The organism is Clostridium lamae, assembly GCF_033043255.1.
Taxonomy (GTDB): Bacteria; Bacillota; Clostridia; order Clostridiales; family Clostridiaceae; genus Clostridium; species Clostridium lamae.
Genome location: NZ_JASCQJ010000019.1, coordinates 50,687 through 70,145, shown reverse-complemented (window position 1 = coordinate 70,145; position 19,459 = coordinate 50,687). Strand labels below are relative to the sequence as shown.

8 protein-coding genes are annotated in these 19,459 nt (G+C 28.7%); all 8 read right to left on the bottom strand.

Going from position 1 to position 19,459, the window contains the following annotated elements:
• Window positions 1-162: 162 nt before the first annotated feature.
• Window positions 163-1,140, bottom strand: coding sequence for a lysylphosphatidylglycerol synthase domain-containing protein (locus QK892_RS10645; RefSeq protein ID WP_317273528.1), 978 nt, complete (start codon window positions 1,138-1,140; stop codon window positions 163-165).
• A 337-nt stretch (window positions 1,141-1,477) separates the two neighbouring features.
• Window positions 1,478-4,528, bottom strand: a complete 3,051-nt coding sequence (locus QK892_RS10640) for an immunoglobulin-like domain-containing protein (protein WP_317273527.1) — start codon at window positions 4,526-4,528, stop codon at window positions 1,478-1,480.
• Window positions 4,529-4,728: 200 nt separating this feature from the next.
• Window positions 4,729-10,674: a M60 family metallopeptidase gene (locus QK892_RS10635; protein ID WP_317273526.1), complete on the bottom strand. Its 5,946-nt coding sequence runs from the start codon at window positions 10,672-10,674 to the stop codon at window positions 4,729-4,731.
• 162 nt (window positions 10,675-10,836) lie between these two features.
• Window positions 10,837-13,395 carry a selenium-dependent xanthine dehydrogenase gene (gene xdh, locus QK892_RS10630; protein ID WP_317273525.1) on the bottom strand — a complete coding sequence of 853 codons (2,559 nt, stop codon included), beginning with the start codon at window positions 13,393-13,395 and terminating at the stop codon, window positions 10,837-10,839.
• A gap of 75 nt (window positions 13,396-13,470) precedes the next feature.
• Entirely contained in the window at window positions 13,471-15,165 is a 1,695-nt protein-coding gene (locus QK892_RS10625; protein ID WP_317273524.1) for a 4Fe-4S dicluster domain-containing protein, read from the bottom strand.
• A gap of 39 nt (window positions 15,166-15,204) precedes the next feature.
• On the bottom strand, window positions 15,205-16,533 hold the full coding sequence (gene ssnA / locus QK892_RS10620; protein WP_317273523.1) for a putative aminohydrolase SsnA: 1,329 nt from the start codon (window positions 16,531-16,533) through the stop codon (window positions 15,205-15,207).
• A 291-nt stretch (window positions 16,534-16,824) separates the two neighbouring features.
• The gene (locus QK892_RS10615) at window positions 16,825-18,096 is read right to left on the bottom strand and encodes a sigma-54 interaction domain-containing protein (RefSeq protein ID WP_317273522.1); all 1,272 of its coding nucleotides are present in this window, start codon (window positions 18,094-18,096) and stop codon (window positions 16,825-16,827) included.
• A gap of 131 nt (window positions 18,097-18,227) precedes the next feature.
• Complete coding sequence (locus tag QK892_RS10610) at window positions 18,228-19,451, bottom strand: YgeY family selenium metabolism-linked hydrolase (protein WP_317273521.1); 1,224 nt, start codon at window positions 19,449-19,451, stop codon at window positions 18,228-18,230.
• Window positions 19,452-19,459: the final 8 nt, after the last annotated feature.

The following is a 19,459-nucleotide window of genomic DNA, read 5'->3' as shown; positions in this document are numbered from 1 at the left end:
TTCAATATTTGTATATTAAATAAAACTTATTTGTGCATTCTAAAAATATATGAAATCATAATTCTTATTCCATAGAAAAGATTCTTATTAGTTATAAAGTTTTTCATCAGAACTTATTCTAACAGTTTCTAGTTTGTTTAAGAAAAATAAAATAGTCATGGCCTAATTGCTATGACTATTTTTATTTATCATCTTTTTAATATATATTAATATAATATCAAAATAATTTTTATTAACTTTCTTTTTTGTTTCATATAAAAATATAAATAATCCAACTGTTAATGGTATTATATAATAACTTATACGATATAAAACCAAAGCTAATAGTGCCTCTTCTTTATTTATTCCTAAAGACCCAACCCCAAGGATAAATGTTATATCAAATCCACCAAGTCCACCTGGCATCATGCTAATAATTCCTATAGCTGATGATACTACATAAATAGGAAATATCTTAGATATCGGAAGTGAAGATCCTAATAAAATAAGTATTAAAAATAATAAAATAGCCATTGCGCCCCACTCAAATGACGAGAGTATCATTATTTTTATAGTTTTAATTCCATTATCTCTATATTCTAATTTCCTACACCTAAATAAATTATACACTAAAAGAATTGGTGCGTATAAAGATGCTAAAAATATTACTAATCTTACAAATTCTATATTATGTATTGTTCTTAAATTTAAAATAGAATATATAAAGCATATTATAGAGAATCCAGTAAAATTCAATAATACTACTTTTGAAACTTCCTTTACTAAAGATGCTTTATCTTTAATATAAGGAGAATAGAAATAGCTTTTTAAGGCAATGGCCGCTGTACCACCGAACCCCACTATACTAGATATAGAACTTGCAATCCAAGAAGATTTATATAGACTCTTATTGTCTAGGGATATTTTGCAAGTATCTTTTATAATAAAGTCATATAAAGACAAAGGTAAATAAGATACTAATCCTAAAACTGCAATAATACTTAATCTTATAAAAGTAAGCTTGTCCTTATATAAATAAAAAGTATGTATATCAAAATCTGAAAATATCTTATTAAACTGAACAAGAATTATTGTAAAAATACTAATCATTAAGATTATCTTAATCCATACTTTTATTTTATTCTCTACCCTCATTTGCATATAAAATCTCCCAACTCGATTTATTTATATAAAAATAATTTATTCCAACTCTTATTAGTATATATCAACAAGAAGATAAATTCAAAAATATTTTATTTTTTTGCAATTTTCAATCATTTTTTTTTACTTTTCTAATAAATATAATCTCCTAAATCTATTTATATTTTTAATACAAATTTCTACTTGTAGTACTTACAGAAACCTATATTAAAACAATAATAGCACTAATAGTTTAGTGCTATTTATAAAACTGTTGACCTTTGTCAGTAATCTAAGAGAAAACTCCTTTATGAGTTTTCTCTTTAATCTTATATTTTGCAACTGATTTATTTATATATTATTTCTTCTTTTTATATAGTACTGCTCCTATAGTTATTGCTGCTAATGATATATATCCTAAAATACTTTCTTTTCCTGTTATAGGTAACGTAGTACTACTATTTTCAGAGTCATTTTTATTCCCATTTGAAGTACTACCATCTATAGAGCTATCTTCATTTGAAGGATTATCATCAGTAGCGTTTTCTTCTTCTGGTTTGTTTGTATCTCCTGGTTTATTTGTGTCTCCTGGGTTTTCTTCTCCTGGATTGTTTGTATCCCCTGGATTTTCTTCTCCCGGTTTATTTGTATCTCCTGGATTTTCTTCTCCCGGTTTATTTGTATCCCCTGGATTTTCTTCTCCTGGGTTATTTGTATCCCCTGGATTTTCTTCATCTGGTTTACTTGTATCCCCTGGATTTTCTTCATCTGGTTTACTTGTATCCCCTGGATTTTCTTCATCTGGTTTACTTGTATCCCCTGGATTTTCTTCTCCTGGTTTATTTGTGTCTCCTGGATTTTCTTCATCTGGTTTACTTGTATCCCCTGGATTTCCTTCTTCTGGTTTGTTTGTATCTCCTGGATTTTCTTCTCCTGGTTTATTTGTGTCTCCTGGATTTTCTTCTTCTGGTTTGTTTGTATCCCCTGGATTTTCTTCATCAGCTAAAATTTTATCTAACTTAACTGTTAAGTAATCCCTATTATCTAAGTTCTTATCTATTTTTAGAATTATATGTCCTTCATCTAAACTTGATATACCAAATATTCTAGCAAACCTAGATATTATTGATTTCTTTATAACTTTTATTTTATATACTATGCAATCTACTTCTTCATACTTTTCTATTAATACTAGCTCTAGCTTTTTAAGTTCTGATAAAAATTCATCAAACTTTTCTATTGTAGCATTTTGAACTTCCATTTCTAAAGGAGAATCTTCTGTTCCATATCCTAGTACAGGAATAACTACATTAGTATCTATAATATTTGTTATAAAGTCTTGCACATTATCTTTATAATTTATAATATCTATAGTTACAGAATCTGATTTATTACTTCCATCCTTAGTTTTTACGCTTATAGTTACTTGTCCTTCTTTCTTTGCTGTTACAAGTACATCATTTCCTTTAATTTCTATGGATGCAATTTCTTCATCACTTGTTGTCCATTCTATATCTTTTACATCAGCTTTTTCATCTATAGTAGCACTTAATAATTTACTACTTCCAACATATAAACTATTAATTTTATTATTAATAGTTATACTTTCTGCTAAAATAACCTTTCTTTTAACAGTTACTGTTATTGTTTTTGTAGCTTTTCCGCCAAGATTATCTATTACACTATATGTAACTGTATAACTACCTTCTTCATTTATATTAACATTGTTTTCAATAACTTCTATTCTTTCAGTTATATCTCCATCTTCTTTATCTGTAGCTATAATTCCACTTAACTCTTCGAAGTTTTCTCCTAATATTATAGTTTTATCTTCAGCATTGATTTGTGGTGGATCATTTACTATTACATTTATTGTCTTTGTAGCACTAGCATTATTGCTATCAGTAACTTTATATGTAACTTGATATTCCCCTGCAACATTAATATCAACATTATCTCTTACAATTTCTATATCATTTATTTCCCCATCTTCTTTATCTGTAGCAGTTACTCCATTTAATGGATTAAACTCTTCTCCTAATTGTATTACTACATCATTAGCATTGATAACTGGAATACTATTTAATGACACCATTTTAGGATTTACAGTAACTATACTTTCTTCCCTTGTTGTTTTATTACCACTATCAGTAGCAGTATATATAACTTTGTACACTCCTGGTATTCTTGTATTTACATTGCTTTCAATTACTAAATTTATATCTGCATCTTCATCTATTACTTCTACACCAGTACTTGGATCAAATTCATCACCTACTTTTAAAGTATGATCTTGAACTCCTAGTATAATAGGTGCATTATTAGCTTTGACAGTTAATGTTATACTCTTTTCTGTAGTCCTATTTAATTTATCAGTTGCAGTATAAGTAATAGTATATACAGTATCCTGAATAGGATCTAAATTAAGTTCTTTATCTGATTTAACTTCAACATCTAGAGAATTTCCTAAAGCATCAACAGCTTTTATTCCATCCATTAAATTAAATATTTCACCTGCATTTATAGTAATGTCTTTAAGCTCTTCTCCATTTCTTGTTATAATTGGATCTTGTTCAATTTCATTAACTTTAACTTGTATGTTTACACTTTCAGATTTTGCTCCAAAACTATCTGTTGCAGTTACATATAAATCATATATACCAGCTATAGTAGAAGTAAATTCTTGTATAACTTTATCATCTACATTTTTCACTTCAAATGCTATATCATCTTGTTCGTTATCTTTTGCTAATATATATTTACTTAATTCATCAGATGTTAACTTAACTTTCTCTCCAACATTAATCTCTATATAATCATTATTTATTCTTTCAATAGTTGGTGCTGTATTTATTGCTAACTCTTCATTTTGAACTTCTACTTCTCTAACATATTCTTTATTGTTATTACTTACATACTTATATTCATAATTTTCTGTAGGTAAAACAGTAAAGTTTCTTTCTTGATTGTTTGAGTCCTTTTCTATATCTAATTCAAAAACCTCTACAGCATTACCATTTTTACTTATAGCACTTTCTGATGTTATTAATACATCTATAGTATTAATGTCCTCATTATAAATATAATCAGTAATTATATTTTTTGAATCATCTATTTTTATTAAATCTTTTATTGCGATATTACCATCTTGTGTTTTTTTAGGTACAACCCCATCAAGTTTTATACTAAATTGAAGTGCTCTTGGTATATCTTCAATATTATCTAATGATATTTTTATTGTATCTTCATCTATATTTTTTACATCTAGTATAAATTTTTCTGCATTATTTTCAGCTGCAACTGTTTTTATAATTCCTGGTGTAGCATATATTATTGTTGCTACTGAAGCTACAGCTATCGTAGATCCTAAAACACCCTTTAAAGATGGATTTATTTTTATCTTCTTCATTAGTTTTTCTCCTTTCCATCTGTTCTAGAACTGTCTCAACAATTCTAGAATGTAAAATGTAAAATGTAGAATGTAAAATTATTGATGTAATTTGTTCCAAATTACTAAATCAAATTTATTTTTCAAAACTCCTAAAGGAGTTTTTACATTAATTCTACATTTTTCATTATTAATTTTACATTCTACAACAGTTCCTTAATTTAGTTTTTATTTTCAAATACTTTCTTCATTAGTTCATTGTTTATTTCTATAACAGTGTTGTTATCATCAGCTATAGTTCTTTCTTTAGAACTATTTAGCTCTATTTCAGGTAAGTTATTTAAGTCTTCTGGTAAATCATATAAGAAAGTATCACTTACTAATCTTTGTCCTACAGGTGCGCCTGTAGAATCTAATTTATTATATCTGTAAAGTTCTGCCTTTACTTTACTTCCTTCTATATTTCCATCCTTTTGCGCATCTGGAGTTATCCAATATATCCAGTTTCCTTCAGCAACTTCACCAAGTTCCGCATTTTCTGGTAATTCAGCTAATAGAATTACATTTGCTTCTAATGAGAAGTTTTCATCATTTTCATTTAATACTAATGGTACATTAAAGGCTGGATCTCCTTTATACTCACCATTGATTATAATTGAACCTTTAGGTATAGTTTTTCCATCTGCATAAGAATAATCTGATTTTAATCTACCTATTCCATTTTGATAAATCTTATCTCCATTATCTACACCTATTTCTATGTTATCTCCTGCTTTAGCTAAGATATCAAGTTCAGCAATAGAAATAGCACTTGCACCTTTAGCCACTAATTTAACGTATTGTGCATCATAAGCCCATAATTGTGTATTTAGATTGCTTCCAGCTTCATTAAAGTGAATTGTATTTTCTTTACTTGTATCAAATTTTCCTGAATGTGCTTTTGTCCAAGTCTTTCCATCCTTACTTACTAGTACTTCATAGTTAGCTATAGGTGAATGTGCAATTTCTGAACTTCTCTTGAAGAAATTCTTTAAAGAGAACTTCTTAGTGGTAGATTGTCCTGGATTGTATTTTAATCCAACAACTGATTTTGAATCACCTAAATCTATTGTTACATATGGATCTCCTGAAACAGTATTTCCATTCTTATCAGTAGTTTTTGATGCTGTGTAAATAGTAGACGCATCATTATCATTTATCTTTTGAATATTTCCATCTTGAACTTGTCCATGTCCTGAATGTTCATCACATGAATCTTCTGAGCTTCTTGTGTTTGTATCAAACACCCAATTGCTCTTAGATATACTTCCATCATGATTTACTTTTACAGTTCCAATTGTAGCCTCTTCTGTTACATTTAAGTTATAGTCATATGCTCTAACTTTATATTCAAATGTTCTATTATTAAGAACATCTATTACATCTGTATAATTTGTTAATCCATTTTCACCTGTTTTATCTCTTTCAACAAATCCAACTGAAACTTCTTGTGTTCCTGTAGATGTTGCTTCTTTTCTTATTATTTCATAACCTAAAATCTTATCTGAATCATTAGTTACACTAAATGTAAATGGAACTTCCTTATTATTTAAATAACTTCTATCGGATATAATATTTCCAGATTCATCGCTTCCAAAACTTCCATTAGCCTTAGTATCTGATGACATAGTTAATGAACTTGTATCATCTCCAGCTTTAAGAATAAGTCTTCTTGCTTCATCATTTAAGTAATAAATAGCTCTAGTTTCCTTTGGATAATTTTTAGAATTTAAATATTCATTAGTCTTAGGACTAGCAACTAATCCCCATTTTTCAAAGAAATCTCTTAAATCCTTTCCTGCTGCATCTGAAGCTCTCATAATAAATGTTTGTGCAGTAGAATCATATCCAGCTTCTGAAGGTGCTACACCATTTATTCTAGTAGCTCTGTATAATTTAGCATAGAATGTATCATTTTCTATATTATTATCTGTATTAATATCTAACATTTTATAAGTATAGTCATTGTCATATGCTAAATGTAATTGCCAGAACATAGAAAGTCTCGTAAGTATATCACTAGCTAATCCTACACTATTAGATGTTACCTTATCATATACTTTTACATACGCATCAGAACTTTCTATTCTTGATTCACTTATATCATTAAATGTTTGAGTTATTAGTGCTAAAATATTATTAGTTGTTTCTTCATAAGTTAAGCCTTTTATATCATGAACGTGCCCTATTTCATGAGCAATACCCCATCCAAATAGTTGTCCATCTTCAGAGTTAACTAAATTTCCAGTTGAATCAAACTTAAATGGTACACCTGACATACATCCTGCAATAGAACCATATCCGATTCCAACGTGATGTGATGATGCATACATAAATGCACCAGTAAACATTCTTTGATATTTAATATTCATACGATTCTTAGGTGCTCTATTTTCATTATAATATTGAGTTTCACTCTTTCCATTAAGAATATCTAAAGCTGTATTTGTTATTTTTCCATCATTATCAAAGTCTATTGCCTCTTCAAGTAAACCTTGCTGTGCATAAGAAACTTTCATTATTTGCTCCCAAGCAAGTAATGAGTTATATAATCTATCTACTTCAGCATCTTCATTACCTGATAATCCACTTTCTATTCCACTTAGAACTTGATCAGCTGCTAAGCTAAGAGTAATTCTTTCTCCTTCTATTTCCGTAGAATTTAATATAGAAGTCTGTGGATCATAAGTGTAAATATTATTTGTATTATCTATTATGCTAGCACTTTCTGGATATCTATTTGGCAGGGAATTTACATAACTCTTTAATTCTCTAATATAAGTTCTTATTGCTTCTTTAGCTTCATTTTCTTTAGATTCATCATCAATAATATTATTTACATTTAAATGAGGTATTGCTGTACCACCACTTACTCTTACTTTAAATTCATTTGAGTCTGAAAATTGACTCTTAAGACTTATAAATAGATTTCCACCCTTTTCATAGTTCATGTCAAAACCAGTTTCAGGTATCTCTACTTCATTCTTTCCTACAGATAATTCTTGTATTACCTTATAGGCTGTACCACTTTCAGCATTAAATTGAGTTAATGCTAATTCGAATTTAGTATTTTTTCTTGTACTACCTATGTAAATATTAACCTTATCCCCTGGTTTTACTGCAACACCAAGAGATTGATAATTATTTGATTGCCCAATAGTATTTTGAGGCGCTAAGTTATGAATGCTTGAATCTAAAGTTATTATTTTATCATTTAATGTAACATCATTTAATAAATCTTCTGCTCTCTTTAAATCATTTAATATTTCAGTTTGATTTTCATGATATTCAAGATTTATTGGATCTATTGTCTTAGCTCTATTTGTAAGTTCACTTACCATTTCATAAGTTACATCATCATTTAATGATAATTTTAAATCATCTGCAAATAAAGCATCTACATCCTTTTGTAAACTATCGTACTTATAGAACTTTATTTCTGATATACTTACTGTTCCTGTGCCTACAGAAGGGTAAACTGATATATTAGGTTGTATAGTTTTAGCTTTTATTGGTTCTGATAATTTTAATGTAGCAACCTTATTATTACCAGTTAAGCTTACGCTTATATCTCTGTATTCCCACTGACCTGTTTCTTCATTAATAAATCCTATATTACCTCTATATGGTTGAGATTCTATATCTAATCTTGTAATTACTTTTATAGTATCAATAGTATATTCTTCATCAAAAGTTACTATTGGACCGTTTTTACCATAAGCTGATGTATCCCAACTATTCCAAGTCCAAGCTGTAGTATAATCATTATCTATAACAGCTAACTGATCATCTAAAGTGTAATTTTGATCTATAGTTCCTGTATACTCTACTTTTTCAATATGATTTGTAATATCATTTGCACTATTTATAAGATTATAGTTAGTAGTAACTGGTGCTATTAATTTAGTAGTCGTTCCTATGTATACTTTTGATAATCCACCTGTTCCATGATGGTTAGTAGCTGTCATCATTATTTCATAACTTGTAGTATCTTTTAAACCAGATATCGTGTAAGATGTAGCTCTTATTAATTCATTTGAATCTGTTTTTTCTTCTGGTTTTAAATCAGAAACTCTGCTTGGAATATCATCATCTTCACTATCAACATATGAAGAATCTGGATCATTTGCTTTAATCCATGCCTTAGTACCAGCTTCTCTATAATATAAATCATAGTCTTTAGCTTTTTTGTGTGATTTCCATGATACTGTAAGTTGTTTGTATCCACCTTTTACTGTAATACCTTCTGGTCCTTCTGGTGCTGTTTCTGGAATAACTTGAACTTCTATTATAGAATCTTTACCAAAGCTATTTCCATTTTCTCCCGTTGCACTTTCACTTAATTTTCCTGTATTTGAATCCCAAGCCTGAGGGTTATAATTTAAATCAACATTATCTGGAATACCATCTTTATCATTTGAATTATTTGTTAGGTTAGTATCGCCTATTTCAGCTATACTATATCCTTCTTGTTCATCCTTATATCCACTCTTCCATTCACCTGATAGTGATTGAATACTGATTCTATATATACCGTATCCTTCTACTTTTTCTATTCTTAAAGAATTTTCACCAGTCTTATATGTGTTAACTGAATTATTACTTAAATTTTCAACTTTTACTTCATATCCAGTTACGTTATTTTCATGATCCCATCCTATAGTCATAGATTCTTGTCCAACTTGAGTTGTGCTAGTAAAGCTATTTATAACTGGTATATTCATTTTAGGTTTAGGGATTTCTGTATAAACATTATTTAAGAATTCTACTTTAGCTATTTCTGTTAAATTCTTATTTCCTCTGCTTCCAGTAATATTTATCTTAACTTCACTTACTGCTACTTGCTTTCCTAAGTTAATAACTATGGTTTCTTCTGATGTACGAGCATAAGCTGATGCAGTTACTATATTACTTTCGTTAAATTCAAATACCTCATCTCCTATTACAACACTACCAGATGTTGGTGCATTTTCACTTGGAGCTTTTATAACTATTTGCTCGACTTTATTTGCCACAGAAGAATTACCTGTTAAATCTATATTAACTGAAACAGGATTTTCTTCACTTATTTCTATATCTTTATCATTTTTTAAACTTACACTTTTATTATTATCTTCTAAGATATCTTTAATATTTGCTCCATCTTCTACTAAAGTTCCATCCATTGCTAAAACATTAACTGAAGCTGGATTTATTATAATGTCTGTGTCTATTATAACAGCACCTTTTTGAACTTTATCTATATTACTATGAACATATGCTAAATCAGTAATATCTATCTTTCCATCTCTATTTAAATCATACCTCTCTTCAGTGCTTTTAGAAGTTATTTTAGATTTCATTTCATCATAATCTGCTTTATTAACTGCACCGTCATCATTTACATCTCCAGATAAAAACATTCCTACATATTCTTCTATAATATCATCAGCTTTATCTTCTGTACCGTTATCATTTAATACTATTGTTTTATCAGATGTTCCTAATAAAATTCTCTTTGATACGTTTTGAATTTCGATTTTAGGTATAGATAAAGTTTGATATCCAGCTCCTGATATTTCTAAGGAATATGTACCTAAATCAAGATTTTCAAAAGTTAAATGATAAAAATCTATATCAGTTGCACTTTCAGATAATTGTGCTCTAGTATAATCTAAAGCTTCTAAAGAATAAGCTATATCTGTACCTTCTATATTTCCTTTATTAATATCTGAGCCTAAATTAATAGTATAATTTTCACCATCTTTAATTAATTTAATACTTATATTTGTTTTATCAGCATCTGCAACCTTTATTGGTGTAGAAAAGTTCATATCTAATTCTAACTTACCAACAATTTTACTTTGAACTTGATTTTGTTTTTCATTATCTAATTTATTTACTTCTTCATTGTTAATAATATCATTTGACTCTTCGGTAATTTCAATATCTAGCTCTTCGATATTTTCATCATCTTTTATTTCATCTGATGCTATATCTAAATTACTTTCATCTATATTGTTAATATTAACTTCATTTACTATTTCTAGTTTAGCATTATTAGTAACAGTTTCTGCAAATGTTATAGTTTGCGTTTGACTTGTTATTAAAGCAACTGCTAACATAGCAGAAATTTTTCTTCTGTTCATATTTTACTCCCTTCACTTTTACAATTTATAAATTAATTTTATACAATATTACTCGATAAAATATACCATATATACCTATCTTTTCTCAACACTTATTTTGAAATAATAGTGATATCAAGAATAAAAAAATAGCTATAACCTTTAAGTTATAGCTATTTTTTATTATTTTTTAGCTTTTCTATAGAATGTATTTTCAAGAGGAAGTTTAGTTCTAAACTCTCCATCAAGCTTATAATATGCTCCTTGCATTGCTGGTGCTATTGGAACAACTACTATTTCGCCTACTCCTTTAGCTCCATAAGCTACTTCTTCTTTATTATTTTCTATTATAATTGATTCAATCTCTGGTATAGCTGTAGATCTAAATAATCCTAAAGTTCCAAATTTAGCAAGAGGAACACTATTTTTTAACGGATAATCTTCTGTTAATGCATAACCAAGTCCCATTACTACTCCACCTTCAATTTGCCCTTCTACTGATGGTGGATTTATTGCACGTCCAACATCATGAGCTGCAACAACTTTAATCACTTTTCCATTATCATCTAAAACAACTACTTGAGTTGCATACCCATAAGCAACGTGGCTAACTGGGTTTTCCTTAGGACTTCCCATTGGATCTGTTGGTGGACAAAATTCTGCAAAGAATTCTTCACCCTCTAGTTCTTTTAATGACTTTTCACTAAGAGCTTCCCTTAATTTTAGTGCTGCCAATCTTGTAGCCTCTCCAGTAAATACAGTTTGCCTTGATGCTGTTGTTGTCCCTGAATTTGGAGTTTTAAATGTATCTGGACTATCAAAATATACAAACTTAGGAGTTAACTCAGTAGTTCCACAAACTATTTGAGTTGCTATTGTCCCTACGCCTTGTCCAATGCAAGCAGCAGAAGTTCTTATAATAGCTTTTCCATTCTTAATTACTATTCTACATCTACCAGTATCAGGTATTCCAACTCCTAATCCAGCATTTTTAAATGCACAAGCAATACCAACATGTTTACTATTATCAAAAGTTTCTTTAACTGCTTGTAATGTTTCTACTAATGCTGTTCCTTCATCTGCAATTTGACCATTAGGTAATACTTGTCCTGGTCTAATTGCATTTCTATACCTAAACTCCCAAGGGGAAATTCCAACTAATTCAGCCAGTTTGTTAATATTACATTCATTTGCAAAAGCAGATTGTGTAACCCCAAACCCCCTAAAAGCTCCAGCAGGTGGATTATTAGTATATACTGCCGTTCCTTCTATATCAACATTTTGATAATTATAAGGACCTGCAGCATGAGTACACGCTCTTTGTAATACAGGACCACCTAATGATGCATAGGCTCCAGTATCAGAAATTATTCTTGCTTTCATCCCTGTTAAAATTCCATTTTCATCACAAGCTGTTGTAAATTCCATCTCCATCGCATGTCTCTTAGGATGAATTATTATACTTTCTTTTCTGCTTAACACTACCTTAACAGGCTTCTTAGTGTAGTATGTTAAAAGTGCAGCATGGTGCTGAACACTCATATCTTCTTTACCACCAAAGCCTCCACCAACTAACATACTTTTAATTCTAAGCTTACTTGGATCTAAATTTAATAACTTTCCTATTTCTCTTAATTCATCATATATACCTTGTCCACCAGTATAAACTGTTAAGATTTCATTTTCATAATTTGCAACTGCACATTCAGGTTCTAAAAATGCATGTTCTGTTGGAGGAGTACTATATTTTTCAGTTACTACAAACTTAGAATTTTTTATAGCTTCTTCAGCATTTCCTCTTTTTAGCGCTTGCTTGCTTAATATATTTCCATTTGGATGAATATTAGGAGCGCCTTCCTTCATTGCCTCTTCTGGATTTGTTAATGGAGAAAGCTCTTCATAATCTACTTCTATTAAACTTAGTGCTTCTTTTAAAGTTTTCTTATTTTTTGCTGCTACTAAAGCTATTGCATCACCTAAATATCTTGTTGTTTCGCCAATATCTATTAAAGCAGGCCAATCTTGAACTAAATGCCCTATATATCTATCTCCTGGGATGTCTTTAGCTGTTAATACAGCATATACGCCTTCAAGTTCCTTTGCTTTTGTTGTATCTATTCCTTTTATTAAAGCTCTAGGATATTTTGTTCTTAAAGCTGAACCATATAGCATTCCCTCAAAATTCAAATCATCTGCATACTTACCTATACCTAGTGTTTTTATTTCAGCATCTATCCTTGGTAAATTTTCTCCAACTAAGCCCTTACAATAAACTTTTGGAACTTCTTCATTATTTCTTAAAAGCTGGGCTACTAACATTATTGCGTTAATTATTTTTACATATCCTGTACATCTACATATATTTCCTCTTAAGGCATTTTTAATTTCATCTTCTGTTGGATTTAAATTATTATCTAAAAGTCCCTTTGCACTTATAACCATTCCTGGAATACAAAAACCACATTGAACTGCTCCGCATTTACCAAAGGAATATGCAAAAACATCTCTTTCTCTTTCACTGATACCTTCTACTGTTATTATCTCTTTATTTTCTAACTTACTTAATTTTTGAAGACATGCTCTTTGTGCTACCCCATTAATAAGTACCATACATGCTCCACATGCACCTTCAGCACAACCATTTTTTATAGAAGTTAAATTGGCTATATCTCTTAAATACTCAAGTAATCCCATATCCTCTTGTACTGTTATATCTCTTCCATTGAGCCTAAAACTATACATTTATATTGCTCCTCTCAATTATCAAAATTCCTTTATATTCTCAACTACCTTTTATAATTATTAAATTAATAAAGTTTATTTAATATAATAAGGATAGTCTTCAGCAATAGTTTCAGTTGTAATTTCTAACTTACTTTTATTTTCGTTTGAATTAACTTCATAAATATATTCTTTACCTTCTTCTCTTAATAGGAACTTATCCTTATCTAATCTTAGTATTCCAGTATTACTTGAAGCTTTGTATTCTTCTAAATTTTCATAAATAGTTGTTTTCTTTAAATATGGATATCCTCCCTTAGGACAAAACATATGACAATTGCCACATTCGTTACACATATTTTCAATATGAACTATTTGATAATCAGCGGAAAGCTCTTCTACTACCACTTTCATATTTGCTCTATTAGGGCATACATCTACACAAATACCACAACTCTTTAAACAATCAAAAGTTTCTAGCTTATCCTCTAGGACTTTTCCATTACCTTTATTTTTATAATTTAAATCACTTTTTGCATTATCAGCTAATATATTAAGCTTTTCTATGTTTAAGCCTTCAGTGGCATGTCCTATTTTCTTCATTTCATTTAATACATCATTATTGTTTAAGTATCCTTTTGGCTGTAAATATAAAGTAGCTATTGTAATTGGTGCAATTCCAGTTTCAAATACATCTAAAACATTATTTTTATCTATTCCACCTGACATAGAAATTTTTATATCTTTAAACTCATTAGCTATATTCTTTGCTACATTTATTGCTATAGGATATAAAGGTTTTCCTGACATATACATAGCTTCACCAGGCATAATGTTTCTATTATTAATTACAGGTAATGTATTTGTTAATTTAACACCAAAAGTTACATTATTCTTTTTACCTACTTCTAATAACTTAGCTATTATTTCTTTAGCCATATCAAATTTTAAATCATGTTCAAAATCCTGAACTTTTAATTCTATATCCCCATAACCTAAATCATCTAAAATTTTTCTTACAGCATCATATCCTAATAGAGTAGAATTGCATTTTAATAGAGTATTAATTTTTTTATTATCTATTAGATGAGTTGCTATATCTAATATTTCACTTGCTTTACATCCATGCATTGTAGATAGTGTAATTATATTGCTAATCTTTGAGCTAATATTATTTATATCTTCTAATTTAAATCTTTTAAATTTATCTATATTTTTCTTTAATACTTCTATGCACTCTTTAAACATATCTGTATCTTTAGCTTCTTTTAAATCATCAATAAAATTAGATATTTTTTCTGATTGTATACCCTTTAAGTCATAACCTACACTTATATTAAATATAAAATCCTTTACATCTGACAATCCAAGTTCTATTCCAATAACCTGTAATAAAATTGAAGCTTTAATGTATTCTTCTTTTGCCTCTTCTACAGTTAATTCAGTTGACCATTCTACGTTATATCCTACATTTTTAACATCTATACATGGTCTAGGTATCATTTCTTGCATGTCTTTCCCATCTACAATTTGAACAGTCTTTGGTTCAAAATATCTACAGCCAGTTAAATATCCTGCAAGAAAGTTTTGAGTTAATTGTGTATGTGGACCTGCAGCTGGTCCTATTGGAAACCTTAAGTATTCGTTACAAAAGTTCATTTCTATACTATTGTCAATATCTCTATAAAAATGTTTTTCTTCTACTCCAAATATTTTTCCTTTTGTATAATAATCTTTAAGAGTTATCTCAAGAATCTTTTCGAAAGACATTATTTTCATTACATCACTCATACTATCTCCACCTTTATTCAAATATACAAATTATATCTATTACATTTGACTCCATAATTTACTTGCTAGTTCTCTTGACGTAGCAAATATTTTTTCTTCATCTATATTAATTAATTCTCTATCTTTCATTACAACTCTTCCATTAATTATAGTTGTAATAACTGATCTACCAGTAAATCCAAATAACATATGTCCAAATAAATTATTTGAATTCATAGGTGTTAATGGATTGTAGTCTACTATAATTACATCCCCATAAGCTCCTTCTTTTAAAACTCCTAGTTCCTTTTTAAAATATTTATTTGCAATATTTCTGTTGTTATCAAATAACATTTTAAATGTTTCAGTAAATGCAACACTTGGATTACATCTATTATGCCTTTGTATTATAGGAAAAACCTTCATAGATTCAAACATATCACTTGTATATCCATCTGTTCCCATTCCTATATTTATCCCTTTATTAATCATCTCTAAAGCAGGGGAACATCCAACTGCATTACCCATATTAGATTCTGGGTTATTTACTACATTTGTTTTTGTAGATTTTATTATATCCAATTCTCTATTATTAATATGAACACAATGAATTGCTAAAGTTTTTTCTCCTAATATTCCAAAATCATATAACCTTTCTACTACTCTCTTCCCGCTATATCTTAATGAATGTTGCAAATCTGAAATTCCTTCAGCTACATGTATATGAAATCCTGAATTTAGCCCCTCTATCTCTTTAATACATTTTTCAAGAGTACTATCACTTAAAGTAAATGATGCATGTAAACCGAATAACCCTTTTATCATATCGCTTTCATCTTTGTTAGCATACTTTATAAAGTTTACGTTTTCAGCAATACCCTCATTTGCTATATCTAATCCATCCCTTTCTGAAACTTCATAACATAAGGAAGTTCTAATACCAAGTTCCTTAGCAACTTCTGCTATTGTGAACAAACTATTTTTTATACTCATTGGACTTGCATGATGATCAAAAACAGTAGTTACTCCATTTTTTATACAATCAATATAAGTTGTATAAGCACTATATTTAGTATCTTGAATACTTAACTTTTTATCTAATTTCCACCATAATCTTTCTAATATTTCATTAAAGTCTTGTGCTAGCTCTTCCTTATTATCCATTCCTCTTGCAAAGGCACTATAAATATGATGATGTGTATTAATTAAGCCTGGCATTATAACCTTGCCCTTGGCATCAATAAATTCATATTCTTTATACTTGTTCTTTAATTCAATAAAATTTCCTACTTCTAATATTAGGTTATCTTGTAACACTACAGCTCCATTACTTATAAATGGATTATCTATATCTTGTGTTATAACCATACCATTTCCTATTAGAATCATTTATCTTACCTCCAATATAATATAATCATAAATATTTCAAGCATTAATCATGCCAAAATAAAAAAATTAAATATATATAGAATTATTTAATTGATTTTCTTTTTTTACTTTTTATATAACTATTATTTCTTGTCTATTGTTCTAAGTTTTTATCATATTTATAAATGCAATTATCATTTTAAGAAATTAAATATAATTATCTAAATAAATAAAAAGAAGATAACTGACATATCAATTATCTTCCTAAATATTAAACTTCTTAATTCTCTTACATCTTCTAAATATACTTTCCTAACTCTTTCTATATAAGGTAGCTAGTCCTATTCCTAACTTCTTTGCAGCCTTAGATTTTCCTTTAGTATCGCTCCCATATTTTTTTAATGCATAGTTTATGTATTTTTTTTCTAATTCCTCTAATGTTATAAACTCTCCATCAAAAATTGTTTCCAATGGTTCTTTGTTATTATCGTAATACTCAATAATATAATCTGGCAAAATACTTGTTGTTATTAAATTATCTTCTCCAACTAAATTAATCATAAATTCAACTGAATTTTGTAATTCCCTTATGTTGCCTTGCCAAGGATAATATTTTAATTTTTCAATTACATTATCGTCTATATTAATATTAGGTAAATTATTTGCGTTGCAATATTTATCTATAAAACTTAATACTAATGGCTTAATATCTTCTTTTCTTTGAGAAAGACTTGGCATTTCTATAGGTATAACGTTTATTCTATAAAATAAATCTTCTCTAAAAGTCTTTTCCTTAATCATTTCTCTTATATTTTTATTAGTTGCTGAAATAACTCTAATATCTAAATTAATCATTTTATTAGACCCAACTTTACAGAACTTTCGCTCTTGAAGTACTCTAAGTAACTTAACTTGCAAAGCTAATGGCATATCACCTATTTCATCTAAAAATATCACCCCACCGTTAGCTAGCTCGAATTTCCCAATTCTTCCAGAATTGCTTGCTCCACTAAAAGCACCTTTTGCATATCCAAAAAGTTCACTTTCTAAAAGTGGCTCTGGTATTGCTGCACAATTAATTGCAACAAAAGGTTTATCTCTTCTATTACTTTGATAATGTATAGCTCTTGCTATTACTTCCTTACCTGTACCACTCTCTCCTGTAATAAATACTGATGAAGTAGAATTTGCTATTTTTACAATTTTATTTTTAATATTTTTCATAGAGTCTGAGTTCCCAATTATCGACTCAAGAGCTACTTCTCCCCATACATTATTTTTTCTTTCAATATTACATTTATCTTTATTACAAATTTTATTCAATATAATTATACTCTTATAATTATAAGAATCACTGTCAATATTAAAACTTTCTCCTATACCATCAAACTCGGCTTCTTTAAATTTGATTATAATTTTATTTTCATTTTCTATAAAAACTTCAATCTTTTCTACTTCTTTATTTCCTACATTCAAAGCCTTTCTTACATAATTATTGGCATAAATTACCTTATTATTAGAATTTAAAATGATAATTCCATCACTAACTTTATTAGCAATATTCTCAATAAATCTCTCTTCCATACTATCACCTGTATCCCATAGTATTTATAATTCCCATTTATTATATGTTACCATTTTTACCCTCATCCTACAAACAAAAATAGCATTTGCTTTGAATATTATTTGTTATCTGTATAAAGTAATTTAGTATATTATTGTCTCTTTTTTATTTTGTCTAAATATATTAAAGGAATTAATGAATACATAGCTGCTGCTTTAACAATTTCACTTTTCCATGTTCTTTCATTTGGTGAATGAGCTTGTTCCTCATGCCCTGGTCCAAATCCTATACAAGGGATATTATATCGTCCCATTATTGACACCCCATTAGTTGAAAATGTCCATTTATCAACTATTGGATCTGTTTTAAAAAGCATTTGATAAGTATCTATTAAGCTCTGACAAACATTATGTTCTTCAGGTATAACCCATGTTGGAAAATATGCTTTAGTCTTATATACTAGTCCTGTATATGATTTCTTACTATAATCATACATTGTAACTTTTGCATTATTTTTCTTTATAGAGTCTAAGTTTCTTATTTGTTCGAGTGCAAATTCGTAGGTTTCTCCATAGGTTAATCTTCTATCTATTGAAATACTACAACCATCTGGCACAGCACATCTTGATGGTGAAGAATAGAATATTTCTGATACTGTTACTGTTCCTTTGCCTAAAAAATCATTATCAATTAATTTTTCATCCAATTCCTTTAGTTCATTAAGTATAGGAGCCATTTTAAATATGGCATTTTCTCCTCTTTCAGGTGCAGAGCCATGACAGCTTAATCCTGAAGTACTAATCTTAATTTCCATTCTTCCTCTATGACCTCTATATATATTACATCCTGTAGGTTCTGTTACTACAACAAATTCTGGTCTTATATTATCTTCATTAATAATATATTGCCAACATAACCCATCACAATCTTCCTCTTGAACTGTACATGTAATTAATAATGTATAATCGTCTTCTAAATTTAACTCTTTAATTATTTTCCCTGCATAAACCATGGCAGCGATACCACCACCTTGATCACTAGTACCTCTACCTAATATTACCTCTTCATCTTCGTCACCTTCATAAGGATTATAATTCCAAAGACTTGGATCTCCAATACCTACAGTATCTACATGTCCATCCATAGCTATTAAATGGCTTCCTGTTCCAATATAAGCTAAAATATTTCCCATAGGATCAATTTCCACCTTATCAAAGCCAACTTTCTCCATTTCTTTTTTTATTCTCAATATTTTAATTTCTTCATTACAACTTTCACAAGGAATGGCTATTATTTCTCTTAAAAACTCACTCATATCTTCTTTATACTTTTCTGCACATTTTTTAACCTCTTCAGATATAAATCTATAATCCATTTTGGTTA